The organism is Hansschlegelia plantiphila, from assembly GCF_027922265.1.
Classification (GTDB): Bacteria; Pseudomonadota; Alphaproteobacteria; order Rhizobiales; family Methylopilaceae; genus Methylopila; species Methylopila plantiphila.
Genome location: NZ_BSFI01000008.1, coordinates 527226 through 552548, shown reverse-complemented (window position 1 = coordinate 552548; position 25323 = coordinate 527226). Strand labels below are relative to the sequence as shown.

17 protein-coding genes are annotated in these 25323 nt (G+C 69.2%); 8 read left to right on the top strand and 9 right to left on the bottom strand.

Features of this window, described 5'->3' with window-relative positions; genetic code table 11:
* The first annotated feature begins 175 nt into the window (after positions 1-175).
* The 3 genes from PKE75_RS12390 (at position 176) to PKE75_RS12380 (ending at position 6956) form a co-directional block, all read left to right on the top strand.
* On the top strand, positions 176-3499 hold the full coding sequence (locus PKE75_RS12390; protein ID WP_271169032.1) for a transglutaminase family protein: 3324 nt from the start codon (positions 176-178) through the stop codon (positions 3497-3499).
* A 125-nt stretch (positions 3500-3624) separates the two neighbouring features.
* Entirely contained in the window at positions 3625-6081 is a 2457-nt protein-coding gene (locus PKE75_RS12385; RefSeq protein WP_428979136.1) for a circularly permuted type 2 ATP-grasp protein, read from the top strand.
* Positions 6078-6956, top strand: a complete 879-nt coding sequence (locus PKE75_RS12380) for a transglutaminase family protein (protein WP_271169031.1) — start codon at positions 6078-6080, stop codon at positions 6954-6956. The genes PKE75_RS12385 and PKE75_RS12380 overlap by 4 nt, the downstream gene beginning before the upstream one ends.
* 30 nt (positions 6957-6986) lie before the next feature.
* On the opposite strand, the gene PKE75_RS12375 is transcribed toward PKE75_RS12380, so the two are convergent.
* A complete protein-coding gene (locus PKE75_RS12375) occupies positions 6987-7772 on the bottom strand; it encodes a DeoR/GlpR family DNA-binding transcription regulator (protein ID WP_271169030.1) in 786 nt (261 codons plus the stop codon).
* A gap of 145 nt (positions 7773-7917) precedes the next feature.
* Here PKE75_RS12375 and PKE75_RS12370 point away from each other — a divergent pair, with 145 nt between their 5' ends.
* The 5 genes from PKE75_RS12370 to PKE75_RS12350 all read left to right on the top strand — a co-directional run bounded on the left by PKE75_RS12370 (position 7918) and on the right by PKE75_RS12350 (position 15420).
* A complete protein-coding gene (locus tag PKE75_RS12370; RefSeq protein ID WP_271169029.1) occupies positions 7918-8871 on the top strand; it encodes an ABC transporter substrate-binding protein in 954 nt (317 codons plus the stop codon).
* A gap of 186 nt (positions 8872-9057) precedes the next feature.
* Positions 9058-10092 carry a quaternary amine ABC transporter ATP-binding protein gene (locus PKE75_RS12365; protein ID WP_271169028.1) on the top strand — a complete coding sequence of 345 codons (1035 nt, stop codon included), beginning with the start codon at positions 9058-9060 and terminating at the stop codon, positions 10090-10092.
* Complete coding sequence (locus tag PKE75_RS12360; RefSeq protein ID WP_271169027.1) at positions 10089-12104, top strand: ABC transporter permease; 2016 nt, start codon at positions 10089-10091, stop codon at positions 12102-12104. Before PKE75_RS12365 ends, PKE75_RS12360 begins: the two co-directional genes overlap by 4 nt.
* Complete coding sequence (locus PKE75_RS12355) at positions 12101-12979, top strand: phosphotransferase (RefSeq protein ID WP_271169026.1); 879 nt, start codon at positions 12101-12103, stop codon at positions 12977-12979. The genes PKE75_RS12360 and PKE75_RS12355 overlap by 4 nt, the downstream gene beginning before the upstream one ends.
* On the top strand, positions 12976-15420 hold the full coding sequence (locus tag PKE75_RS12350; protein ID WP_271169025.1) for a GcvT family protein: 2445 nt from the start codon (positions 12976-12978) through the stop codon (positions 15418-15420). Before PKE75_RS12355 ends, PKE75_RS12350 begins: the two co-directional genes overlap by 4 nt.
* Before the next feature lie 3 nt (positions 15421-15423).
* On the opposite strand, the gene PKE75_RS12345 is transcribed toward PKE75_RS12350, so the two are convergent.
* The 8 genes from PKE75_RS12345 to PKE75_RS12310 form a co-directional block, all read right to left on the bottom strand.
* Positions 15424-16191, bottom strand: coding sequence for an SDR family NAD(P)-dependent oxidoreductase (locus PKE75_RS12345; RefSeq protein ID WP_271169024.1), 768 nt, complete (start codon positions 16189-16191; stop codon positions 15424-15426).
* Between the two features lie 103 nt (positions 16192-16294).
* The gene (gene typA, locus PKE75_RS12340) at positions 16295-18124 is read right to left on the bottom strand and encodes a translational GTPase TypA (RefSeq protein ID WP_271169023.1); all 1830 of its coding nucleotides are present in this window, start codon (positions 18122-18124) and stop codon (positions 16295-16297) included.
* 158 nt (positions 18125-18282) lie between these two features.
* Entirely contained in the window at positions 18283-19344 is a 1062-nt protein-coding gene (locus tag PKE75_RS12335; protein ID WP_271169022.1) for a hypothetical protein, read from the bottom strand.
* Positions 19345-19457: 113 nt separating this feature from the next.
* Positions 19458-20690, bottom strand: coding sequence for an argininosuccinate synthase (locus tag PKE75_RS12330; RefSeq protein WP_271169021.1), 1233 nt, complete (start codon positions 20688-20690; stop codon positions 19458-19460).
* 153 nt (positions 20691-20843) lie between these two features.
* On the bottom strand, positions 20844-23129 hold the full coding sequence (locus PKE75_RS12325; RefSeq protein ID WP_271169020.1) for a transglycosylase domain-containing protein: 2286 nt from the start codon (positions 23127-23129) through the stop codon (positions 20844-20846).
* A 103-nt stretch (positions 23130-23232) separates the two neighbouring features.
* A complete protein-coding gene (locus PKE75_RS12320; protein WP_271169019.1) occupies positions 23233-23940 on the bottom strand; it encodes a sulfate transporter family protein in 708 nt (235 codons plus the stop codon).
* Positions 23941-23944: 4 nt separating this feature from the next.
* A complete protein-coding gene (gene olsA / locus PKE75_RS12315) occupies positions 23945-24817 on the bottom strand; it encodes a lyso-ornithine lipid O-acyltransferase (RefSeq protein ID WP_271169018.1) in 873 nt (290 codons plus the stop codon).
* Between the two features lie 5 nt (positions 24818-24822).
* On the bottom strand, positions 24823-25203 hold the full coding sequence (locus tag PKE75_RS12310; RefSeq protein ID WP_271169189.1) for a Fur family transcriptional regulator: 381 nt from the start codon (positions 25201-25203) through the stop codon (positions 24823-24825).
* Positions 25204-25323 lie beyond the last annotated feature (120 nt).

Genomic DNA, 25323 nt, shown 5'->3' with positions numbered 1-25323 from the left:
GGTCCCCTGGAGGCGATAGGGCGTGCGCGGCACGTCGCTCAATTCACGGCGCCCGCGAAGGTTCCCAGGGTTCGCCTCGGTCATCGTCGCTCCTACCGGCAGGGCGCGCCGCTTGCTGCGATGCCAAACCGGTCTAAGGTGAACGCCTATTTAGAATGGAGCTTGCCCGCCTCGCATGTCGATCCTCGCCGCTCTCCATCATCTCACGCATTACAAATACGATCGGCCGGTCCAACTCGGCCCCCAGGTCATCCGGCTCCGCCCCGCGCCGCATTCGCGCACCCGCGCGCCGTCCTATTCGCTCAAGGTCACGCCTGAAAACCATTTCATCAACTGGCAGCAGGATCCTTTCGGCAACTACCTCGCCCGCTTCGTGTTTCCGGAGAAGACGACCGAGTTCAAGATCGAGGTCGACCTGCTCGCCGACATGACGGTCTACAACCCGTTCGACTTCTTCGTGGAGGAGAGCGCGGCCAAGTGGCCGTTCGAATACGAAGAGACGCTCAAGACCGACCTCAAGCCCTATCTCGAGACGGAGCCGGGCGGCCCGTTGCTCGACGAATTCCTCGCAGGGCTCGACCGCAGCGAAGAGGGCACCGTCGACTTTCTCGTCGGACTGAACAGGGTGGTCGCGGGCAAGGTCAATTACCTCATCCGGATGGAGCCCGGCGTCCAGACGCCGGAGGAGACGCTGTCGAAGGCGTCGGGCTCGTGCCGCGACTCGACCTGGCTGCTCGTCAACGCGATGCGCCGCCTCGGCTTCGCCGCCCGCTTTGTGTCGGGCTACCTGATCCAGCTCAAGCCGGATCTTGTCGCGATCGACGGCCCCGCCGGCACCGACCACGACTTCACCGACCTGCACGCCTGGGCCGAGGTCTATCTTCCGGGCGCGGGCTGGATCGGGCTCGACCCGACCTCGGGCCTGCTGACGGGCGAGAGCCACGTGCCGCTGGCGGCGACGCCGCATTATCGCTCGGCCGCGCCGATCGCGGGCGTCGCGGACTACGCCGAAGTCACCTTCGACTTCGCGATGACCGTCGACCGCATCTCGGAGCGGCCGCGCGTCTCCTATCCGTTCTCGGCCGAGAGCTGGGCCGCGCTCGACGCGCTCGGCGAGACTGTCGACGCCGATCTCAAAGCCGGCGACGTGCGCCTCACCATGGGCGGCGAGCCGACCTTCGTGTCGATCGACGATTTCCAGGCGGCGGAGTGGAACGCCGACGCCACCGGCCCGGCCAAGCGCGCGCTGGCTGACACGCTGATCCGGCGGCTGCGCGACCGCTTCGCGCCGGGGGGCTTCCTGCATTACGGGCAGGGCAAGTGGTATCCCGGCGAGACGCTGCCGCGCTGGACCTTCTCGCTCTACTGGCGGAAGGACGGCAAGCCGATCTGGCGCAACCCCGACCTGATCGCCCGCGAGAAGGCGACCGGCGAAGTCGACGCGCCGGCGGCCGACGCGCTGACGCGCGGCGTCGCCAGGCGGCTTGGCCTGCCGGAGGGCAACGTCACGCCGGCCTATGAGGACCCGGCCTACTGGCTGCAGCGCGAGGCCGACCTTCCGGAGAACGTCGATCCGACCAATCCGAAGCTCGCCGACCCCGAAGAGCGCGCGCGCATCGCCCGCGTGTTCGACCGCGGGCTCAACGCCCCGACCGGCTTCGTGCTTCCGGTCCAGGCCTGGCAGGCGCAGGCCGGCGTCAAATGGATCTCCGAGCGCTGGTCGACGCGCCGCGGCAAGATCTTCCTCACGCCCGGCGACAGCCCAGTCGGCTATCGCCTGCCGCTCGGCGCATTGCCCCACCTGGAAAAATCCGAATTTCCCTATTTCTTCGCCGCCGATCCGGTCGGCGACCTGCCGCCGCTGCCCGACGCCGAGGAGATCGGCCGCAAGCACGAGCAGCTCAAGCTGCTGTCGCCGGAACCCGAAGGCCCGGCCCCGCTCGCGCCGATCCAGAACTCCGACATTTTCGGCCATGTCCGCACCGCGCTGACCATCGAGCCGCGCGACGGCAGGCTTTCCGTGTTCATCCCGCCAATGGAGTCGGCGGAGGCTTATTTCGACCTGCTGACGGCGATCGAGACCACCGCCGAGGAGCTTCAGACCCCGATCCACATCGAGGGTTACGCCCCGCCGCACGATCCGCGCGTCAACGTCATCCGCGTCGCGCCGGACCCCGGCGTGATCGAGGTCAACGTGCATCCCGCGGCCTCGTGGCGCGAAGCCGTCGACATCACCACTGGCGTCTACGAGGACGCGCGCCAGTGCCGGCTTGGCGCCGACAAGTTCATGGTCGACGGCAAGCACGCCGGCACCGGCGGCGGCAACCATGTGGTGGTCGGCGGCGCGACGCCGCTCGACTCGCCCTTCCTGCGCCGTCCGGATCTGCTGAAGTCGCTGGTGCTGCACTGGCAGCGCCACCCGTCGCTGTCCTATCTGTTTTCCGGCATGTTCGTCGGCCCGACGAGCCAGGCGCCGCGCGTTGACGAGGCGCGCCACGACGCGCTCTACGAGCTCGAGATCGCGATGGCGAACGTGCCGTCGCCGGGCGAGGACGCGACGCCGCCGGCCTGGCTGGTCGACCGGCTGTTCCGCAACCTGCTGATCGACGTCACCGGCAACACCCACCGCTCGGAAATCTGCATCGACAAGCTTTATTCGCCGGACGGCCCGACCGGCCGGCTCGGGCTCGTCGAATTCCGCGGCTTCGAGATGCCGCCGGACCCGCGCATGAGCCTCGCGCAGCAGTTGCTGATCCGCGCGTTGATCGCCCGGTTCTGGACGGCGCCGGCGACGGGGAGCTTCGCGCGCTGGGGGACGCGGCTGCACGACCGTTTCATGCTGCCGGCCTTCATCTGGGCCGACTTCCTCGACGTGCTCGCCGATCTCGACCGCGCGGGCTATCCCGTGCGCGCCGAATGGTTCGAGGCTCAGGCGGAGTTCCGCTTCCCGTTCTGCGGCCGGATCGAGCGCGAGGGCGTGTCGCTCGAGCTCCGGCAGGCCCTGGAGCCGTGGCACGTGATGGGCGAGACCGGCGCGATCGGCGGCACGGTGCGCTTCGTCGACAGCTCGGTCGAGCGTCTGCAGGTGAAGCTCTCCAACGCCGATCCCGCGCGCTACGCCGTCACCTGCAACGGCCGCATGGTTCCGCTGACGCCCGCGGGGCCGAACGGCGAGCTGGTGGCGGGCGTTCGCTACAAGGCGTGGCAGCCGGCGTCGGGTCTGCACCCGACCATTCCGGTGCATGCGCCGCTGACCTTCGACCTCTACGACCGGTGGTCCGCCCGCTCGATCGGCGGCTGCGTCTACCACGTCGCCCATCCCGGCGGCCGCAACTACGAGACCTTTCCGGTCAACGCCAACGAGGCGGAGGCCCGGCGCCTCGCGCGCTTCGAGGACATCGGCCATACGCCCGGCGTCTACGAACCGGTCTACGAGACCCCGAATCCCAACTTCCCGCATACGCTGGACCTGAGGCGTCCGGCGGGGCTCGGCGTCTGAACGCTCACGCCCCTTTCGCCGCCGCGGGAAGGGATAAGGCGGCGGCGCGGCTTATCGCCTGTCGCTAAGTTCGCGCATCGGCGCCATGATCCGCGCCGCATCCGCCTGGAGCCTTCAGAAAGCCCGTGCCCTCTTCGACAATCGACGTCGCCCGCGCGACGCGGACGAGACGGGCCGGCCTGCTCGACGGCTACGCCCCGCCCAAGGGCGTGTTCGACGAGATGATCGGCGCCGACGGCAAGGTGCGTCCGCACTACAGCCAGTTGGTGGCGAGCCTCGCCGCCATGAGCGACGCCGAGCGCGGCCGGCGCTTCTCCAGCGCCGCCCAGTATCTGCGCGAGGCCGGGGTCTACTACCGCGTCTATGGCGGCTCGGAGCGCGGCGAGCAGACCCGCTCATGGCCGCTCGCGCACCCGCCGCTGATCATAGAGCGCAGCGAATGGGCGGCGCTCGCGGCCGGCCTGATCCAGCGCGCCGGCTTCCTCGAGAAGCTCGTCGCCGACCTCTATGGCGAGCGTCGGCTGATCCGCGACGGCGTGTTGCCGCCGGCGATCCTCGGCCGCAACCCGGAGTTCCTCCGCCCGCTCGCAGGCCAGGCCTCGGACGGACGGCCGCTGATCCGCTTCATCGCGGTCGATCTCGGCCGAGGGCCGGACGGACGCTGGTGGGTGCTCGGCGACCGGACGCAGGCGCCTTCCGGCGCAGGTTTCGCGCTCGAAAACCGCGTCGCCACCTCGCGGGCGTTCCCGGAGCTGATCCGCGACCTCAAGGTCCAGAGGCTCGCCGGCTTCTTCAAGCAGTTCCGCGAGACGCTGCTGTCGCTCGACGACGGCAAGGGCCTGCGCGTCGGTCTGCTGACGCCGGGGCCGGCCAACGAGACCTATTTCGAGCACGCCTATCTTGCCCGCTATCTCGGCCTTCTGTTGCTCGAAGGCGGCGACCTCGCGGTCCACGGCTCGTCGGTGGTGGTGCGCACCGTCGACGGCGCGAAGCCGATCCGCGTGCTGTGGCGGCGGCTCGACGCCGACTTCGCCGATCCGCTGGAGCTGCATCCCCGCTCGCGCATCGGCACGCCGGGCCTCGTGCGCGCCATCCGCGAGGGCGGCGTCGATATGGTCAACGCGCTCGGATCCGGCATCCTGGAGACGCGCGCTCTGCTCGCCTTCCAGCCGGCGCTCGCCAAGGCGCTGCTCGGCGAGGACCTCACTCTGCCGACGGTCGCGACCTGGTGGTGCGGGCAGGAGGCCGAGCGCGCCTACGTCTCGGCGAACCGCCATCGCCTGTCGCTCGCCCGCGCCTTCCCGCAGACCGTCGCCGGCGAGGAGCGCCGCCGGCCGCTCGACCTCGGCATCCGCCGCGCCGAGCCCGGCGGCCTGCTCGACGACCTCGACCGCGACGCCTGGGACGTGGTGGGGCAGGAGATCGTCGGGCTCTCCACCGCGCCGGTGTACGTCGACGGCAAGTTCGAGCCCCGCCCGGTGACGATGCGGGTCTATCTCGCGCGCCACGCCGACGGCTGGAGCGTGATGCCGGGCGGATTCGCCCGGGTGTCGAGCTCGACCGATCCGCTCGCGGTCGCGATGCAGTCCGGCGGTCACTCGGTCGACGTCTGGGTGACGTCCGACCGCCAGGAGCGGCAGGTCTCGCTGCTGACGAGGAGCGGCGACGCGTCGTTCTCGCGCCGGCTGCCGAGCGCGCCGCCCGCGCGCGCCGCCGACAACCTCTATTGGCTCGGCCGCTACGTCGAGCGCGCCGAGGCGGCGACCCGTCTGGTGCGCCTCCACGCCGCGCGCCTCGCCGAGGGCGAGCGCAAGGGCGCGCTCGAGGGCCACGTCGTCGACCTGCTCGACGATCTCGGCGTCGACGCCAAGAAGGGCGGTCTGGCGGCCGGCCTGCTCGGCCGCGCGCGCACCGCCTTCAACACCGCCTCGCGCATTCGCGACCGCTTCTCGCCGGACGGCTGGCGGTCGCTCGGCGAGGTCGTCGACCTGATCGAGCGACACCTCGCCGAACCCGAACCCGGCGACCTCGTGGCGCTGGCGAGCGAGGTGCTGACGCGGCTGTCCGGCTTCACCGGCCTGGTGCACGAGAACATGTACCAGTTCACCGGATGGCGCTTCCTGCAGGCCGGCCGGCTGATCGAGCGCGGGCAGGTGACGGCGGGCGTCGCCGCCGCGCTCAGCGGCAAGGAGACGCCCGAGGGCGGGCTGGAGGCGCTGCTCGAGTTCTGCGACAGCCGCGTCACCTATCGCCGGCGCTACTCGGTCGACCTGTCGCGCGAGACGGTGATCGACCTGATCGCCCTCGACCCGCTCAACCCGCGCTCCATCGCCTTCCAGGTGAACAGCTTCCGCGAGCTGCTCGACGAACTCCCCGGCATGCGCCGCGGCGAGACGCTCGCCGACGTCTCGCGCCGCGCGGCCCGGCTCGCCGTGCGGCTCGCCACCGGCGACGCCAGAGAGGCGAACGAGACTTTCCTCAACCGGATCGCCGCCGACCTCGGCGCGGTGTCCGACCTGCTCAGCCAGCGCTACTTCACCTCGGGGCCGACGCCCGGGGCCGACAGACTCAACGTCGAATGATCTACGACCTCGCGCTCAACATCAGCTACCACTATCCTCAGGACGTGAAGGACGCCCGGCACATCCTGCGCGTGCGGCCGCGCGCCGAGCGCGGGCAGCGGTTGATGTCCGCCCGGGTGACGATCAATCCCGACCCGACGGAGACCGGCCGCGAACACGACTTCTTCGGCAACGCGATCGACCACGTCCTCATCCTGCCGAGCCACGACGCGCTCAAGGTCACTATGCGCGCCCGCGTCGAGGTGACCCGGCCGCGGCCGGACCTGGGCCTGACCCCGACGGTCGCCGAGGTGAGGGCGGCGGCCAAGGCCGATCGCGAATCCGGCGGCGGCGGGCCGATGCATTTCCTCGGCGACAGCCGCGTCGTGCGCATATCCGAGCCGCTCTCGTCCTACGCCGCCGAGACTGCGCTCGACGACATGCCCGCGGGCGAGGCGATGCTCGCGCTCAGCCGCCGCATCAAGGCCGACTTCGACTACGCGCCGGGCAAGACGACGGTCGACACCCCGCTCGAGGACGCCTTCGCGCGGCGCGAGGGCGTCTGCCAGGATTTCGCGCACATCATGATCGCGGCGTTGCGCGGGATCGGGCTGCCCGCGGCCTATGTCAGCGGTTTCCTGCGCACCATTCCGCCCCCGGGCAAGCCGCGGCTCGCGGGCGCTGACGCGATGCACGCATGGGTCGACGTCTGGCTCGGGCCCGACATGGGCTGGATGGGCTTCGACCCCACCAACGCGATGCTGGCGCTCGACGACCATGTGGTCGTCGCCGTCGGCCGCGACTACGGCGACGTCGCGCCGATCGACGGCGTGATGATCACCGCCGGCCCGCAGAAAACCAAGCACACCGTCGATATGACGCCGGTGCTGGTCTAGCGCCGGGCCGTCGCGCGCGGCGCCGCCGCGTCACTCCGCGGCGGCTTGGCGACGCTCATCCGCAACGATCACCTCGATCCCGCAATCGGCCAGCCATCGCGCGACGTCCGGCGGCGGCGGCTCGTCGGTCGCCAGCGTCGCGATCTCGCTCGGCTCGCAGATCGTCACCGGCGCGCGGCGTCCGAACTTGGCGTGGTCGGCGACGATCAGGCGCGCCGTGGAGCCGTCGATCATCGCGCGCGCGATGCGGGCCTCGTCGAGGTCGAAATCGGTGAACTGTCCTTGCGGGTCGACGCCGGAGATCGAGAGGATCGCGAGATCCGCCTTGAACTGGCGGATGAAGGCCGCGGCCTCAGCGCCCACAGCCGCCGCGAGGTCGGCGCGCAGTTCGCCGCCCGCCATATAGACGCGGTTGTCGTTGCGGCCGACGAGGTGGCGGGCGATCTCGACCGAGTTGGTCACGACGGTGAGCCCGCGCCGGGCCGCAAGCGCCTGAGCGACGTAGGCTGTGGTCGAGCCGGTGTCGATCATCAGCACCTGGCCGTCCTTCACGCGGTCGGCGACGAGCGCCGCCAGCGCCTTCTTCGCGCCGGCGTTGACGCGCATGCGCCGGCGGAACGGCGCGTCGACGGCGGGCTCGGCGAGACCCACCTCGCCGTGGCGGCGGATCAGCAACCCATCCTCGACGAGCGCCTTCAGGTTGCGCCGGATTGTTTCATCCGAAACGCCGAGCCGGTCGGCGAGGGCCGTGACCCGCGTGACGTCCTCGTCGCGCACGAGATCGAAGATCGCGCGTTGCCGCTGATTCTGGTCCATGAAGAGGCTTGTCCCGCTGCTTCCGTGGGCATTGTGTGGGAATTCGACTCCGCTCACAACGCCAATCCCACATCTCATGTGGACTTGTCCCGGACTGGCGCCCAAACTGCATGAATAGTCCGGGCAGAGAGCCGGGAGACGAACCATGCTTCGTAAATTGACTGAGGCGCTTGCGATTGGGGCGATCGCGCTTGGGCTGAGCGGGGGCGTCGCCTTGGCGGACCCCGAATCGAAGGACCCCATCAAGATCACGCTGAACGACTGGACGGGCGAGCTCATCAGCGCCCACATCATCGGCGGCATCCTGCAGAAGGGCGGCTACAACGTCGAATACGCCCCCGCCGACATGCTGGCGCAGTTCACCGGCGTCGCCTCCGGCGATCTTCACGTCGTGATCGAGGTCTGGGCGACGACCGCGGGCGAGGCGCTCGATGCGGCGGTCGCGACCGGCAAGGTCGAGAACCTGGGCGAGAGCGGGCTGCAGGCCCGGGAAGACTGGTGGTATCCGGAATACATGAAGGAGAAGTGCCCCGGCCTGCCCGACTGGAAGGCGCTGAAGGACTGCGCCGAGGCGTTCTCGACGCCCGAAACCGCGCCCAAGGGCCGCTATCTCTCCGGCCCCGTGACCTGGGGCGGCTGGGACGAGGAGCGCGTTCAGGCGCTCGATCTGCCGTTCGAGGTGGTGCGCGCCGGCACCGACGCCGCGATGTTCGCCGAGCTGAAGAGCGCCTACGAGCGCAAGGCGCCGATCCTGCTCTGGATCTACGTGCCGCACTGGGCGCCCATCAAGTACAAGGGCGAATTCGTCGAGTTCCCGAAGTATACGAAGGAATGCTACGAAGACCCGGCGTGGGGCATCAATAAAGAGATGAAGTACGACTGCGCCAAGCCGACAGGGCCGATCTACAAGGCGGCCTGGGCGGGCATGAAGGACAAGTGGCCGAAAGCCTACGCCGCGCTGAAGGCCTACCAGATGGACAACGCCACGATCGGCGCGCTCGCCGCCCGCGTCGACATCGACGGCGAGAAGGTCGAGGACGTCGCCGCCGACTGGATCGCCAAGAACGAGGCGAAGTGGAAGCCCTGGATGGGGATGTGAGGGGCTGGTCTCAGCGTCGCACACGAGCCTAGAGCTCCCTCACCCGGAGGGCTGACCGCCCTCCGGCGTCTCCGCCGGGACGGTCCAGGACGAGGCGCTGGCCTTCGCTCTCCCCCGTTGGGGCAGAGGCTGGACCGAAGGGTCGGGTGAGGGGGCCTTCATACGACAATTTGTGAAGGCAACCCGATGAGCCATCCCATCCTCGCCTGCAGGGGCGTCGCAAAGCTGTTCGGGGCGAACGCCGGGCGCTTCGTGAAGGACGGCCGCTTCTCCGGCTCGCCCGAGGAGCTCGCGGCGGCCGGGGTCACGGCCGCGGTGCGCGACGTCGACCTTGATATCGCCCGCGGCGAGACATTCGTCATCATGGGGCTCTCGGGCTCCGGCAAGTCGACGCTGGTGCGCTGCCTCTCGGCGCTGACGCCGCCCTCCGCCGGCGAGGTCCTGTTCGAGGACCACGACCTGATGAAGATGCCGGAAGGCGATCTCATCCGGATCCGCCGCCACCAGATGGGCATGGTGTTCCAGCACTTCGCGCTGCTGCCGCATCTCACCGTGCTCGGCAACGTCGCCTTCCCGCTCGACGTGCAGGGCATGCCCCGCGCGAAACGCGAGGAGCGCGCGCACGAGATGATCAAGCTCGTCGGCCTTCAGGGGCGAGAGGGACGTTTCCCGCGCGAGCTTTCCGGCGGACAGCAGCAGCGCGTCGGCATCGCCCGCTCGCTCGCGGTCGGACCCGATCTCTGGTTCCTCGACGAGCCGTTCTCGGCGCTCGACCCGCTGATCCGCCGCGAGATGCAGGACGAGGTGCTGCGGCTTCAGGGCATGCTGAAGAAGACCATCATCTTCATCACCCACGATTTCGACGAGGCGGTGCGCGTCGCCGACCGCATCGCCATCATGAAGGACGGCCGGATCGAGCAGATCGGCACCGCCGAGGAGCTCGTGCTGAACCCCGCGACCGACTATGTCCGCGCCTTCACCCGCGAGGCGCCGCGCGCCAAGATCCTGACCGCGCGCTCGATCATGGCGACGCCTGTCGACGGCGCGGACTTCGCCGGCGAGATCCAGGCGGGGGCGCGGATCGCCGCCTTCGCCCACGACGTCGAGGCGTCGCCCAAGCCCTACGCCGTCGTCGAGGACGGCAAGGTCATCGGCGTCGTCGACCGGCTCGCGATGATCGACGTGCTGGTCGGCCGCGAGCGCAAAAGCGTCGCGGCATGAGCTTCGCCGAGTCTCCGTCGCGCAGCCTCGAACTGCCGCGCCTCCCGTTCCGCCGTCTGCTCTGGCCGGCCGTGCTGGTCGCGACCGCGATCCTCGTCATGCTGCCCGCGAGCGCGCTGCCGGCCTGGGCGTGGAAATATCCGTCCGCCTGGCAGATCCCGCTGTCGCCGTGGATCTCCGCCTTCATGAAATGGCTGATGGAGAGGGCGAGCTTCGGCCTCTTCACGGTGCACGACGCCACCCGCGCCTTCGCCTGGACGCTCGACCTGCCGCTGTCCTTCGCGAAGTCGCTGCTCGCCACCGGCTTCGTGCAGGGGCTCGGCTCCGACGCGGTGACGATCGTGCCGGCGATTCCGTGGTTCTCGATGATCATGGTCAGCGTCGTCGCGGCCTTTGCGGTCGGCGGCCGTCAGCTCGCGATCCCGATGGCGCTCGGGCTCGTCTATCTCGTCGTGTTCGGCCAGTGGTCGAGCGCGATGGTCACGCTCGCCTCCGTTCTCGTCTCGAGCATCCTGGGGTCGATCGGCGGCCTGCTGCTCGGCCTCGCCTGCGTGCGCTGGCGGGCGCTCGACCGCATGGTGTCGCCGGTTCTCGACGTCGCGCAGACCATGCCGGTCTTCGCCTATCTGCTGCCGATGCTGATCCTGTTCGGCTTCGGCCCGGTGTCGGCGATGGTCGCGACCGTGATCTACGCCATGCCGCCGATGGTGCGGGTCTCCGTCATCGCGATCCGAGCGGTGCCGGAGGAGGTGCTCGCGCTTGGCCGGATGACCGGCTGCACGCGCCGGCAGCTCACCTGGAAGATGCTGGTGCCGACCGCGCTGCCGGCGCTGATGGTCGGCGTCAACCAGGTCATCATGCTCTCGCTCAATGTCGTCATCATCGCTTCGATGATCGGCGCCGGCGGCCTCGGCTGGGACGTGCTCTCGGCGCTGCGCTCGCTCAACATCGGCGCGGGGCTCGAAGCCGGCGTCGCGATCACCGTGCTCGCCGTGCTGCTCGACCGCTTCGCCCAGGCGCTCGCGGTGCGCTCGGCCCGGCCCCCGATGCGCGACGAGGCCGCCCGCCTGTTCCGACGCCGCGCGATCATCGTCGCGCTCGCGCTCGCGGTCGTTCTGTGGCTCGCGACCGCCTTCCAGCCCGAGATCGCGCCCTATCCGGACGCGTGGCGGCTTTCGACCGGGCCGTTCTGGAACCAGCTCGTGAGCTGGATCAACATCACTTTCTTCTCCACGCTCGAAGCCATCAAGACCGCGATCCTGCTCAACGTGCTCATTCCCGTGAAGCGCTTCATGCTGGCGCTGCCGTGGCCGTGGGTGGTCGCGATCGTCGCGATCGCCGGCTGGCGGCTCGGCGGCTGGCGGCTCGCGCTCACCGTCGGGCTGATGGCGCTGTTCATGGCCGTGGTCGGGCTGTGGCAGGCCTCGATGATCACGGTCTATCTCTGCGGCGTCTCGGTGATCATCTCGGCGCTGATCGGCGTGCCGGTCGGCGTCGCGGCCGCCCAGCGCCCGAAGCTCTGGCGCGTGGTCGAGGCCGTCATCGACACGCTGCAGACGCTGCCGACCTTCGTTTATCTCATCCCGATCGTCATGCTGTTCCGGGTTGGCGACTTCACCGCGCTGATCGCGATCGTGCTCTACGCCGTAGCCCCGGCGATCCGCTACACCGCCCACGGCGTCGCGCGCATCTCCCCGCATCTGATCGAGGCCGGCGCGATGAACGGCTGCACCCGGCGGCAGATCCTCACCCGCATCCGGCTGCCGCTCGCGATCCCCGAGATCATGCTCGGGATCAACCAGACCATTATGCTGGCGCTCTCGATGCTCGTGATCACGGCGCTGGTCGGCACCCGCGATCTCGGCCAGGTGACCTTCGCCGCGCTCGCCAAGGCCGACGTCGGCGCAGGGCTTGTCGCCGGTTTCTGCGTCGCGTTCATCGGCATGATCGCCGACCGCCTGATCTCGGCGGGCGCGGCGCGGATGAAGGCGAGGCGGGGACTGGAGGCGTGACGGACGAAGGCGTCGTCCGCATCCGGGCGCTCGACTTCTGGCGCGGGCCGGTCGAGCCCGAGCCGCTGCAGGGCGGGATCACCAACCGCAACTATCTCGTCGAGGACGCCGGCCGGAAATATGTCGTCCGGCTCGGCGAGGACATCCCGCTTCATGGCGTGATGCGCTTCAACGAACGCGCGGCGGGCGTCGCCGCCCATGCGGCCGGCGTTTCGCCCGCCATACGGCATGTCGCGCCGGGGCTGATGGTGATCGATCATATCGCCGGCCGAACCTTCTCCTCCGCCGACGTGCGCGCCGAGCTGCCGCGGGTGGTGGCGCTTGTGAAGGCCGCGCATCAAGGCGTCGCGAAGCACCTGCGCGGCCCAGGCATGGCGTTCTGGACGTTCCACATCCTGCGCGACTACGCCCACACGCTGCGGGAGGGCGGCCACCGGCTGGCGGGCGACCTGCCCCGGCTCGCAACTGTCGCCGAGCTGCTCGAGGCGGCGGCGGGGCCGGTCGAGCTGGTCTTCGCGCACAACGACCTGCTGCCGGGCAACTTCATCGACGACGGCTCCCGGCTCTGGCTGATCGACTGGGATTACGCCGGCTTCAACACGCCGCTGTTCGACCTCGGCAACCTCGCCTCCAACAACGAGTTCGGCGACGTCGAGCGCGACGAGATGCTCGCGCTCTATTTCGGCCGCCCGCCGGACGACGCGCTCCGCCTGCGCGTGCAGGCGATGGCGGTCGCCTCGCTGCTGCGCGAGGCGCTGTGGAGCATGGTCTCCGAGCTGCACTCCACGATCGATTTCGACTACCAGGCCTACACCGCCGAAAACCTCGCGCGGTTCGAGCGTGCGCTTACCCAATTCGAAGAGATGTCGCGATGACCGAACTTCCCGCCTCCGCCAAGGTCGTGATCATTGGCGGCGGCATCGTCGGCTGCTCCACCGCCTATCACCTCGGCAAGATGGGCTGGAGCGACGTGCTGCTGCTTGAGCGCGATCGGCTGACCTCCGGGTCGACCTGGCACGCGGCCGGCCTCGTGGGGCAGCTCCGGACCAGCGCGAACATCACCCAGCTCCTGGGCGAGAGCGTGAAGCTCTACAAGTCGCTGGAGGAGGAGACGGGTCTCGCCACCGGCTGGAGGATGAACGGCGGCCTGCGCCTGGCCTGCACGCCGGACCGGTGGATCGAGGTGAAGCGGCAGGCGACGACCGCGCGCTCCTTCGGGCTCGAGATGCAGTTGCTGACCCCGAAGGAGGCGCAGGACCTCTGGCCGCTGATGAACGTCGACGACGTGATCGGCGCCGCCTTCCTGCCGACCGACGGGCAGGCCAGCCCCTCCGACATCACCCAGGCGCTCGCCCGCGGCGCGCGGCGGAACGGCGTGACGATCCGCGAGGAGATTTCGGTCGAGTCGATCGAGGTCGAGAACGGCAAGGTGAAGGCGGTCGTCACCAGTCACGGTCGGGTGGAATGCGAGCGGCTGGTGATCTGCGCCGGCCTGTGGTCGCGCGAGCTCGGAAAGCTCGCCGGCGTCAACATCCCGCTTAGCGCCGTGCAGCATCAGTACATCATCACCGAGCCGATCGACGGGGTGTCCCGCGGCCTGCCGACGGTGCGCGATCCCGACCGGCTCACCTACTACAAGGAGGAGGTCGGCGGCCTCGTGGTCGGCGGCTACGAGCCGAACCCGATCCCCTGGGGCGTCGGCGGCCCGCCGAAGGACTTCTCCTTCCAGCTGCTGGAGGAGAACTGGGACCATTTCACCCCGACGCTGGAGCTGACCCTCGGCCGGGTGCCGGCGCTGGAGACCGCCGGGATCAAGCAGCTGATCAACGGTCCCGAGAGCTTCACGCCGGATGGCAACTTCATCCTCGGCGAGGCACCGGAGGTGAAGAACCTGTTCGTCGGCTGCGGCTTCAACGCCTTCGGCATCGCGGCCGGCGGCGGGGCCGGCATGGCGCTCGCCGAATGGGTCGCGAAGGGCTGGCCGCCCTACGATCTCTGGCCGGTCGACATCCGCCGTTTCGGCGCGAACCACCACGACACGGCCTGGGTGCGCACCCGCACGCTCGAGGCTTACGCCAAGCACTACACCATGGCGTGGCCGTCCGAAGAGCACGACAGCGGGCGCCCCTTGCGCCGTTCGCCGCTTTACGACCGGCTGAAGGAGCGCGGCGCCGTGTTCGGCGAGAAGCTCGGCTGGGAGCGCCCGAACTGGTTCGCGGGCGATGGCGACGAAGCCCGCGACATCTACTCTTTCACCAGGCCGAACTGGACGGCCGCGGTGGGGCGCGAGCACGCAGCCTGCCGCGAGCGGGTGGCGCTGTTCGACCAGACGTCGTTCGCGAAGTTCATGATGGTCGGGCGCGACGCCGAGCGCGCGCTGTCCTGGATCTGCGCCAACGACGTCGCGAAACCCGTGGGCTCGCTCGTCTACACGCAGATGCTGAACGCCCGCGGCGGGATCGAATGCGACCTCACCGTCATGCGCCTCGCCGAGGACCGCTATTACATCATCACCGGCACCGGCTTCGCGACGCATGATTTTGACTGGATCTCCAAGGCGATCCCGGCGGATTGCGACGCCCATCTCCTCGACGTCACCTCGTCGCGGGCGGTGCTCAGCCTGTTCGGCCCCCGCGCCCGCGACGTGCTGCAGGCGGTGACGGACGCCGACGTCTCGAACGCCGGCTTCCCGTTCGGGACCGCGCGGACGATCTCCGTCGCGGGCAGCCCGACGCTTGCGCTCCGCGTCACGTACGTCGGCGAGCTCGGCTGGGAGCTGCACGTGCCGACCGAATTCGCGCTCACCGTCTACGAGGCGCTGATGGCGGCGGGCGAGCCGCACGGGATCGCGCTCGCCGGCTACCGCGCGATCGAGACGCTGCGGCTGGAAAAGGGCTACCGCGCCTGGGGCGCGGAGATCGGCCCCGACCACACGCCGCAGATGGCGGGCCTCGGCTGGGCGGTGAAGCTCAAGTCGAACACGCCGTTCCTCGGCCGTGACGCGCTGGTGGAGGCGGCGGCCAAGCCGCTGCCGCGCCTGCTCGCGGGCTTCACGGTGGAGGATCCCGAGGTCACGCTGCTCGGCCGCGAGACCATCCTGCGCGACGGCAAGCGCGTGGGCTGGCTCGCGAGCGGCGGCTTCGGCTTCACGGTCGGCAAGCCGATCGGCTACGGCTACGTCCGCGACCCCGCCGGCGTCGACGCGGCCTACGTGATGGCGGGCGACTACGAGCTCGACGTCGCGGGCGAGATCGTGCCGGTGACGCCGTTCCTGAAGCCGCCGTACGATCCGGGAATGGCGCGGATCAAGGGATGAGGTTCAGGCCGCGGTAAAGCCGTTGTCGGCGAACAGACGGGCGCCGTTGACGAAGCTCGCCTCGTCGCTCGCCAGGAACAGCGCGACCTTCGCCACCTCCTCCGGTTCGCCGATGCGGCCCTGTTGTGCGACGAGCGCCGCGTCGGAAACGTCGACGCCAAGCCGGTTGAGGTCGTCCACCTCGCGCAGGCCGTGCGGCGTTCGGATGAAGCCCGGGCAGAGCGCGTTGCAGCGGATGTTCCGATCCCGAAATTCGACCGCGATCGCGCGCGCGAACATGTGGCAGGCGCCTTTGGTGGTGTCGTAGAGCACCTCCATCGGCGTGCCTGCGACCGCCGAGATCGACGACGTGCAGACGATCGAGCCGCCGCCGGCCGCGATCATCTGCGGCAGCACGGCCTTGGTCATCAGGAACATCGAGCGCACGTTGACGGCGTGCAGCCAATCCCACTCCTCGACGGTGGTTTCGAGGAACGGCTTCACCACCAGTGTGCCGGCGTGGTTGAACAGCACCGTCACCGGGCCAAAGGCGGCGTTCGCGCCCTCGACAGCCTTTGCAACAGCGGCTTCATCGGAGACGTCCGCGACGAAAGCCTGGGCGATTCCGCCCTCGCTGCGAATGAGGGCCGCGGTCTCTTCGGCTGCATCGCCGTTGATATCGATGATGGCGACTTTGGCGCCCTCAGCCGCGAACAGCCGGCTCGACGCACCGCCCATTCCTGTCGCGCCGCCGGAGACGATCGCGACTTTGCCTGCAAGTCTTCCGGCCATCGGAGCCCCCAAAACCAAGAAGGGACGCGCCATGGTGGCGCGTCCCTTCCGGTTTAGATAAAGCGGCGGACGAGAGGAACGGAGCCTCTCGTCACAGCCTCAATCAAGCAACTTCGGCTTCGGCCTTGCGGCTGTCGCGCTTGCGGGCGTTCGGGTCGAGCAGGCGCTTGCGCAGGCGGATCGACTTCGGGGTCACCTCGACCAGCTCGTCGTCCTGGATCCAGGCGAGCGAACGCTCCAGCGTCATGCGGATCGGCGGCGTCAGGCGCACCGCCTCGTCCTTCGACTGGGTGCGGATGTTGGTGAGCTTCTTGCCCTTGAGGACGTTGACCTCGAGGTCGTTGTCGCGGCTGTGGATGCCGATCAGCATGCCTTGATAGACCTTCCAGCCCGGCTCGATGATCATCGGACCGCGGTCCTCGAGGTTCCAGAGCGCGTAGGCCACCGCCTCGCCGGCCTCGTTCGCGATCAGCACGCCGTTGTTGCGGCCGGCGATCTCGCCCTTGAACGGGCCGTAGGAATGGAACAGGCGGTTCATGATCGCCGTGCCCTTGGTGTCCGTCAGCAGCTCGCCCTGATAGCCGATGAGGCCGCGGGTGGGCGCGTGGAACATTAGGCGCAGGCGGTTGCCGCCCGAGGGGCGCATCTCGATCATGTCGGCCTTGCGCTCCGACATCTTCTGCACGACGACGCCGGAATGCTCCTCGTCGACGTCGATGACGACCTCCTCGATCGGCTCGACGATCTCGCCGCTGTCGGGATCACGCTGCAGCACGACACGCGGGCGCGACACGCCGATCTCGAAGCCCTCGCGGCGCATCTGCTCGATCAGGATCGCGAGCTGGAGCTCGCCGCGGCCTGAGACGATGAAGCTGTCCTTGTCGGCGGCTTCCTCGACCTTGAGCGCGACATTGCCCTCGGCTTCCTTGAGCAGGCGGTCGCGGATGACGCGGCTCGTGACCTTGTCGCCCTCAGTGCCGGCGAGCGGGCTGTCGTTGACCAGAAAGCTCATCGACACGGTGGGCGGATCGATCGGCTGAGCCTGGATCGGGGTGTCGATCGAGGGATCGCAGAACGTGTCGGCGACGGACGCCTTCACGAGTCCCGCGATCGAGACGATGTCGCCGGCCTCGCCGACGTCGATCGCGGTGCGCTCGATGCCGCGGAACGCGAGGATCTTGGAGACGCGGCCGTTCTCGACCAACTGGCCGTCGCGCGACAGCACCTTGACGGTCTGGTTCGGCCGAACCTGGCCGGAGATGATGCGGCCGGTGATGATGCGGCCAAGGAACTGGTTGGCCTCGAGCAGGGTGCCGAGCATGCGGAAGGCGCCGGGCTCGGTCTTGGCTTCCGGCACGTGCTTCAGGATCAGGTCGAACAACGGAGCGAGGCCCTGGTCCTTCGGACCTTCCGGCGTCGCCGCCAGCCAGCCGTCGCGGCCGGAGCCGTAGAGGATCGGGAAGTCGAGCTGCTCGTCATTGGCGTCGAGCGCCGCGAACAGGTCAAACACCTCGTTGATGACCTCCGAGGCGCGGGCGTCCGGCCGGTCCACCTTGTTGACGGCGACGATCGGCTTGAGACCGATCTTCAGCGCCTTCGACACCACGAACTTGGTCTGCGGCATCGGGCCTTCGGCAGCGTCCACCAGGACGATCACGCCGTCCACCATCGACAGGATGCGCTCGACCTCGCCGCCGAAATCGGCGTGGCCCGGCGTGTCGACGATGTTGATGCGGGTGTCCTTCCAGACGATCGACGTGGCTTTCGCCAGGATCGTAATGCCGCGCTCCTTTTCCAGGTCGTTGGAATCCATCACGCGTTCGGCGACGCGCTGGTTCTCGCGGAACGAGCCGGATTGCTGGAGCATCTTGTCGACCAGCGTGGTCTTGCCGTGGTCGACGTGCGCGATGATCGCGATGTTGTGGAGCTTCATGGGTAACGACGAGCCTCAGGCCCGCCGTGTGCGGGCGCCTTCGATCTGAATTGTCTAGGTTTGTGCGGCGCCACAGATGCGGGAGAAGGCTCGAAAACGCAAGAGCCGCGCTTGTTTTCTTCGGATCCGCGTGGTTTGCGGACGTGCGTCCGCGCCCTTCAGGAGTCGTCAGGGGCGTCCGTTTCGCCCGCAAGGGAGCCGGATTTCACCGCACAGACCATGGCGTCGACCACCTCCATGACGTCGGCCCGATCCTCTTCCGACGCCGCCTCGAAGTCGAACACGCAGCGCTCGTAGCTCCTGACCGGCGCCAGTTCTTCCCAGGAGACGCCGAAATAGTCGCGCGCGAACGCCTCGTTCGCGGCGCCGAAGCGCTCGCGGATCGCGCTGAAGTCGTCCTGCGACAGTCCGATATAGGGCGTCGCCTCCCAGTTGCGGCCGACCATCAGCTTCAGGAAATGGCGGTAAAGCGCGGTGTAATCCGGCCGTCCGCGGATCGGGGCCTCGACCCGGCGCATGATCTCCTGCGCGGCGAACACGCCCTTCGCGCCGAAATTGGCGTTGATGCGCGGCGGCTCGTCGAGCCGGAAGCGCGCGGGCGCGTCGACGGCGTCGAGAAAGCTGCGCACCAGCCCCGCCTTCGTCGCCCGCTCGAAGGACAGCGGGCGGACCTCGACGCGCGGATGGTCCACCGCTCTCTTCAGAAAGACCGAGGGGTCCATGTAGCCGCGCCGGTAGATCAGCTTGCGGAACCCGGCGAAGCTGCGCCGGGAGGCGAAGTTCTTCTGATCCTGCGTGTACCAGGAGTTCAGCCAGATCGGCTGGTCTCGCATGAAGGCGATGATCACGACCCGGAAGCCGTGATCCTCGAAGAAACCGATGATGCGGTCGAACCAGCCCGCGTCCCGCAGCATGATCGCGAAATGCTCGCTTGAGACGATGATCGAGCCCCGTGTCCTGGCCAGCGTCGCGTCGAGCTCGGACCAGACCGGGGCGTCCTTAAGCGCGCCCGGCAGCCTGAGCAGGGTCCGGCGCGCGAGCGACGAATGGTTGCGCCGCAGCCGGCCCTCGGCCGCCCAGCCCGTGGGGTAGGTCAGTCCGATCTTTGCGAGCCGCCCGGCGTTTTCAAACAGGGCGTGCTGGATCGAGGTCGACCCGGTCTTGTGGGGGCCGATGTGCAGGTAACAGACCCGCTCGGACGTCGGCGGTCGCCGTCGCATCAGATTGAACATCAGCGAACGCGGCCGGTGGAGACGGCGGATCGCTCAGGCGTCGCCGTCACATCCGCCTTCGCGGGCGTGACCGTCGAGGGTCGGGCGCCCAAACCGGACGCTCAGCCGTTCCGCCGCTTGCGGGCGGCGAGGGTGCGCAGCCTGAGAGCGTTCAGCTTGATGAAGCCCGCGGCGTCGTGGTGGTCGTAGGCGACCGCGCCGTCCTCGAAGGTGACGAGCTCCTGGTCGTAGAGCGAGTTGGGGCTCTCGCGGCCGATGACGATGACGTTGCCCTTGTAGAGCTTGAGCCGCACGCGGCCGGAAACGTCGTTCTGCGACAGGTCGATCGCCGCCTGCAGCATCTCCCGCTCCGGGGAGAACCAGAAGCCGTTGTAGATGAGCTCCGCATAGCGCGGCATCAGCTCGTCCTTGAGGTGCGCGGCGCCGCGGTCGAGCGTGATCGACTCGATCGCGCGGTGCGCGACGAGGAGGATGGTCCCGCCCGGCGTCTCGTAGACGCCGCGCGACTTCATGCCGACGAAGCGGTTCTCCACCAGATCGAGCCGGCCGATTCCGTTCGCCTTGCCGAGCGCGTTCAGCCGCGTGAGGATTTCAGCCGGCGACAGCGCCTCGCCGTCGATCCCGACGGCGTCGCCCTTCTCGAAGTCGATCGACATCAGCGTCGGCTCGTCAGGCGCGTCCTCGGGCGCGATGGTGCGCATGTGGACGTCTTCCGGCGCCGCGAGGCTCGGATCCTCAAGCACTTTGCCTTCCGAGGAGGAGTGCAGCAGATTGGCGTCGACCGAGAATGGCGCTTCGCCGCGCTTGTCCTTCGAGATCGGGATCTGGTGCATCTCGGCGAACTCGATCAGCTTCGTGCGCGAGGTCAGGTCCCATTCGCGCCACGGCGCGATCACGGTGACGTCCGGCTCCAGCGCGTAGTAGGAGAGCTCGAAGCGGACCTGGTCGTTGCCCTTGCCGGTCGCGCCGTGACAGACGGCGTCGGCGCCGGTCGCGCGCAGGATCTCGATCTGGCGCTTGGCGATCAGCGGACGGGCGATCGAGGTGCCGAGCAGGTATTGGCCCTCATAGACCGTATTGGCGCGAAACATCGGGAAGACGTAGTCGCGGACGAACTCCTCGCGCAGATCGTCGACATAGATGTTGTCGGGCTTGACGCCGAGCAGCTCCGCCTTCTTGCGCGCCGGCTCCAGCTCCTCGCCCTGGCCGAGGTCGGCGGTGAAGGTGACGATCTCGCAGTTGTAGGTCGTCTGCAGCCACTTCAGGATCACCGAGGTGTCGAGGCCGCCGGAATAGGCGAGCACGACCTTCTTCACAGTCTTGGGTTCGGTCATCAGGAAGGCATCCGGGGTCGGGTCTGGAGGGGCGGGCGCACTCTAGTCACGGGCGCGCGCGGCGCAAGCGCGGGCCGCGTTGACCGCGCCGACGACCGCCGTCGATGAAGACGGCGCGCACGAAGCGGCCGGCCTCTCTAACGAACTGCAGCCTCACCCGCCCCCGAACAGCTTCTTCAGGAAGCCGAGCGGTTCGCGCAGCGGGTTGACGTCGCGGCGCTCGCGGACGACGCGCTCGTCGGGCGCCGCCGTATAGCCGCCGTCATACGGCTCCTCCGGAGGCGCCTGACCCGGCCCGGTCTGGTAGACGTCGCCGCCCGGCTGCTGGTCCGGATAGGCCGCGACATGCGGGCTCCAGTCGCCGGGCAGCAGGGCGACCTGCATCCCGTCATGGGCGCGCTTCATGAAGCGGCTCCAGATCTCGACCGGGAGGCCGCCGCCCGAGGCGTGGTTGGTCGGGCTGTTGTCGTCGTTGCCGAGCCAGACGGCGGTGACGAACTGCGCGGTGTAGCCGACGAACCAGGCGTCCCGGAAATCCTGGCTCGTGCCGGTCTTGCCCGCGGCCTGCCACCCCGGCAACGACGCGCCGCGCGCGGTGCCCGCGCTCAGCGTCTCGCTCAGCATCGAGTTCATCATGCCGACGCGCTCGTCGTCGACGACCATCTTCGGCTCGGTCGTCGGGCGCTTGTAGAGCGGCTCGCCCTGCGCGGTCTTCACCGAGCGCACGATGTAGGGCTTGGCCTCGAAGCCGCCGTTCGCGAACGGCGCATAGGCCGAGGCGAGCTCCAGCGGCGACACCTCCGAGGTGCCGAGCGCGATCGACGGGTTCGGCGACAGCGGCGAGGTGATGCCCATGTCGTGCGCGGTCTGAACCACCTTGTCCGGCCCGACCTCGACGCCGAGCCGCACCGCCACGGTGTTGATCGAGCGCGACAGCGCATAGGTCAGCGTCATCGGACCGCCGTAGCGGCGCGAGTAGTTCTCCGGGTTCCAGCCCTTGAGCTGCACCGGCGCGTCGACCCTCACCGTTTCCGGGTTGAGGCCGAGCTGAAGGGCGGTGAGATAGACGAACGGCTTGAACGCCGAGCCCGGCTGGCGCTTGGCTTCGACCGCGCGGTTGAACTGGCTCTCAGCGTAGGACTTGCCGCCGACGAGCGCGCGCACCGCGCCGTCCGGCCCGAGCGACACCAGCACGCCCTGGCTGATCTTGAGCTTCGGACCGCGCCTGGCGATGGCGTCAGCGAGATCACGCTCGGCCTCGGTCTCCAGCTGCGGGTCGATCGTGGTCTCCACCACGAGGTCCTCGTCGTAGAGGCCGACCAGCGCATCGAGCTGGTCCATCACCCAGTCCGCAGCGTAGCCGACGGCGCCTTCCGGCTTCGGCGCCGGCGAGGGCGGCGAAACACGAAACGCCGTCTGCGCCTGATCGCGGCTGATGTAGCCCTCGTCCGCCATCGCGGCGAGCACGACGTCGGCGCGGGCGCGGGCGGCTTCCGGGTCGTGGCTCGGCGACAGCCGGGACGGCGCCTTGACGAGGCCCGCCAGCATCGCGGCTTCCGAGACGTTCACCTTGCGGATCGACTTGCCGAAATAGCGCTGCGAGGCCGCCTCCACGCCATAGGCGCCCGCGCCGAAATAGACGCGGTTGAGATACATCTCGAGGATCTTCTGCTTGCCGAACTTGCGCTCGAGCCAGAAGGCCAGCACCGCCTCCTGGACCTTGCGCTCGAGCGAGCGCTCGGGGGTCAGGAACAAGTTCTTCGCGAGCTGCTGGGTCAGCGTCGAGCCGCCCTGGCTGACGCCGCCGCGCATGATGTTGGTCTTCAGCGCGCGCAGCAGGCCGAAGACGTCGACGCCCCAGTGATCGTAGAACCGCCGGTCCTCGATCGCGATGAAGGCCTGCGGCACGAATTTCGGCATCTCGGACAACGGCACGGAGGCGCCGCCGGTCTCGCCGCGATTGGCGAGCGGCTTGCCGTCATAGCCGACGAGCAGAACGTTCGGCGGGCGCTTGGGAACCTCGAGGTTCTGGATCGGCGGCAGGCGCGAGGCGTAATAGGTCACCACGCCGCCGACGCCGACCGCGCCGAACAGCGCCAGCACGACGACGACCGAGATCATGCGACCGATTAGGCCGCGCCGCGGAGGGCGGCGATCGCCGCCGCGCTTGCGCGCAGGCCGGCTGCGGCCCATCACCCACGCCCAGTACGACGCCTTGGGGCGCTCAGGCCGACGGGCCATGTCGTCGTCCGCCTGTCCGAAATTCGGTTCGCGCCGGCCGTCCGGCCGCGGCTCGAAGGACGGTTCGACCGCCGAGATGCGGGGTCCGCCGCCGGCCGGCCGGTCGGCCGGCGTGACGCGGAGATCCGGCGACCGGTCCGACGCATCGAAGCGCGGCTCGCGTCGTTCCTCTCGCCCGGACCCGCGCCCGATCGCCATCGCCTGTGAGCCTCGTCAAATCGCACTGCTGCGGCCCGCCGCCTCCGGCCGACCGTCCCTGTCCCATCCCGGTGGACTTTGAATGCGGCAGGTTTAAGGGCCGTTACGGCGCCAATCGGGCGCCGCCGCCCTGATTTTCCAGTCGTTTCGCCTCGCGGGCCGCGATCTTCTTGTGCAGGTGGACGAAGAAAGCCGTGGCGAACAACGGGGTGAGCAGATTGGCGAGCGGAATCACCGCGATTCCCGCCACCAGAACGCCCCCGATAAACACCGGAAGCCTGTAGCGCCGGCGCAACGCCGTCGCCTCCGCCTCGCCGCGGAATCGCAGCGCGGCGAGCGAGAAATACTCGCGGCCGAGCAGGTAGCCGTTGACGCCGAGCCAGGCGACCAGGTTGACGCCCGGCAGGAACAGCAGGACCAGCAGCAGCAGATTGAGGCCGAGCACCACGAGCGCGAAGCGGACCGAGAGGAAAACGCTGCGCATCAGCGGCAGCTCCGTCCCGGGGGCTTCGGACGGATAGTGCGTCCGCTCCACGATCTCCGCGACGTCGTCGAGGAACAGCCCGGCGACGGCCGCCGTCACTGGCGTCACCAGGAACAGCAGCCCGAAGGCGGCGCCGAGGCCGGCGACGATGTGGGCGATGCTGTTCGCCGTCGCGTTCGGCAGGGTGAGCAGGCTGTCGGCGAGCGCCTGCAGGGCGAACCAGCCGACGACGAGCAGGAGCACGGTCAGACCGAGCGACTTCAGCAGCACCGCCCGGAACGGCGGCGACAGCGTCTGCCGCGCCGCAAGGATCGCCGCGTCCAGCATGACGTCAGGCCACGCCGGGCGCTTCGACGGCGACAGGCGGAGCGGCCGCGCCGGACCGTTCGGCCTCCGCCGCCGCAGCGGCCGGCGCCCCGCGGCCGAGCAGGGCGGCGTTGGTCATGCGCCGCACCTCGCGCTCGACGAGAACGGCGAGGCGCTTTCGGTCGGTGGCGGCGTCGGCCCTCATCGGTTCGCCGAAGGCGACCGTGACGTCGACGGCGCCGTTGGCGAGAAGCGCCATGAGGTGGCCCGCGAACGACATGTCGCCGTACCAAGCGACGAAGGGGCGTCCGAGCCGCCCGAGCGGCAATCCGTTGCGATGCGTGTAGGCGATCGAGACCGGCTGCACCGCGACGCACGCGCCGCCGGCGGCGAGGATCGCGCCCTGCGCGGCGCCAAGCAGCGCCGTGCGGAACGGAAGCACGCGGTTGCCGTCGCTCGACGTGCCTTCGGCGAACAGCACGACCGGTTCGCCTGCCGCCATGCGCTCGGCCATGGCGCGGTTGACGGCGCCGGTCGCGCTCCGGCGCGAGCGGTCGACGAAGATCGTCCGCTGCAGCTTCGCCATGACGCCGAACACCGGCCAGCCGGCGATTTCGGACTTGGCGACGAACGACAGCGGCCCGGTCGAGCCGAGCACCGGAATGTCGAGCCAGGAGGCGTGATTGGCCGCCATCAGCAGGGGACGGCCCTCGGCCGGCCGCCCGATGACGCGCACGCGCACGCCGATGGCCCTCAGCGCGAAACGGTGGAAGGCGAGAGGGATCGCCTGCGTCGGCCGGCCGAGCTTGAGCAGGACGAGCTGCACCGCTCCCCCGATCGCGACGAACGGAATCAGCGCAAGCGCGGCGGCGGCCGCGCGCAGAGGCCGGCGCGCCAAGCTCGTCAGCCCTCGCCGTCTTCGAGCGGCACCGCGTAGAGCTCGAGCCGGTGGTCGACGAGGCGGTAGCCGAGCTTGCGGGCGATCGCCGCCTGCAGCGCCTCGATCTCCTCGTCGCGGAACTCGATGATCTTGCCGCTGCGCAGATCGAGCAGGTGGTCGTGGTGCTCGTCGGGCTGCGGCTCATAGCGCGAGCGGCCGTCGCGGAAGTCGACGCGCGCGATGATGCCGGCGTCCTCGAACAGCTTCACGGTCCGGTAGACCGTCGAGATCGAGATGCGCGGATCGATGGCGGAAGCGCGCCGGTAGAGCTCCTCGACGTCCGGATGGTCGTCGGCGCTCTCGACCACACGCGCGATGACGCGGCGCTGATCGGTCATCCGCATGCCTTTCGCGGCGCAGAGATGCTCGATCGAATCGGCTCTTTGCGTGGTCACGTTGGCCGCCGTCCCGCTCCTGGACATCATGGGAGACCGAACGCCTCGCCGCCCGCTTATAGGAGCGGC

Bases quoted from the DNA above. Each gene is read 5' to 3' on its own strand.
- typA (WP_271169023.1), bottom strand. From the start codon at position 18,124: ATGAAGCTCCACAACATCGCGATCATCGCGCACGTCGACCACGGCAAG.
- PKE75_RS12370 (WP_271169029.1), top strand. From the start codon at position 7,918: ATGCTTCGTAAATTGACTGAGGCGCTTGCGATTGGGGCGATCGCGCTT.
- PKE75_RS12365 (WP_271169028.1), top strand. From the start codon at position 9,058: ATGAGCCATCCCATCCTCGCCTGCAGGGGCGTCGCAAAGCTGTTCGGG.
- PKE75_RS12310 (WP_271169189.1), bottom strand. From the start codon at position 25,203: ATGCGGATGACCGATCAGCGCCGCGTCATCGCGCGTGTGGTCGAGAGC.
- PKE75_RS12345 (WP_271169024.1), bottom strand. From the start codon at position 16,191: ATGGCCGGAAGACTTGCAGGCAAAGTCGCGATCGTCTCCGGCGGCGCG.
- PKE75_RS12320 (WP_271169019.1), bottom strand. From the start codon at position 23,940: ATGCTGGACGCGGCGATCCTTGCGGCGCGGCAGACGCTGTCGCCGCCG.
- PKE75_RS12330 (WP_271169021.1), bottom strand. From the start codon at position 20,690: ATGACCGAACCCAAGACTGTGAAGAAGGTCGTGCTCGCCTATTCCGGC.
- PKE75_RS12350 (WP_271169025.1), top strand. From the start codon at position 12,976: ATGACCGAACTTCCCGCCTCCGCCAAGGTCGTGATCATTGGCGGCGGC.
- PKE75_RS12380 (WP_271169031.1), top strand. From the start codon at position 6,078: ATGATCTACGACCTCGCGCTCAACATCAGCTACCACTATCCTCAGGAC.
- PKE75_RS12360 (WP_271169027.1), top strand. From the start codon at position 10,089: ATGAGCTTCGCCGAGTCTCCGTCGCGCAGCCTCGAACTGCCGCGCCTC.
- PKE75_RS12325 (WP_271169020.1), bottom strand. From the start codon at position 23,129: ATGGCGATCGGGCGCGGGTCCGGGCGAGAGGAACGACGCGAGCCGCGC.
- PKE75_RS12375 (WP_271169030.1), bottom strand. From the start codon at position 7,772: ATGGACCAGAATCAGCGGCAACGCGCGATCTTCGATCTCGTGCGCGAC.
- PKE75_RS12335 (WP_271169022.1), bottom strand. From the start codon at position 19,344: ATGCGACGGCGACCGCCGACGTCCGAGCGGGTCTGTTACCTGCACATC.
- PKE75_RS12390 (WP_271169032.1), top strand. From the start codon at position 176: ATGTCGATCCTCGCCGCTCTCCATCATCTCACGCATTACAAATACGAT.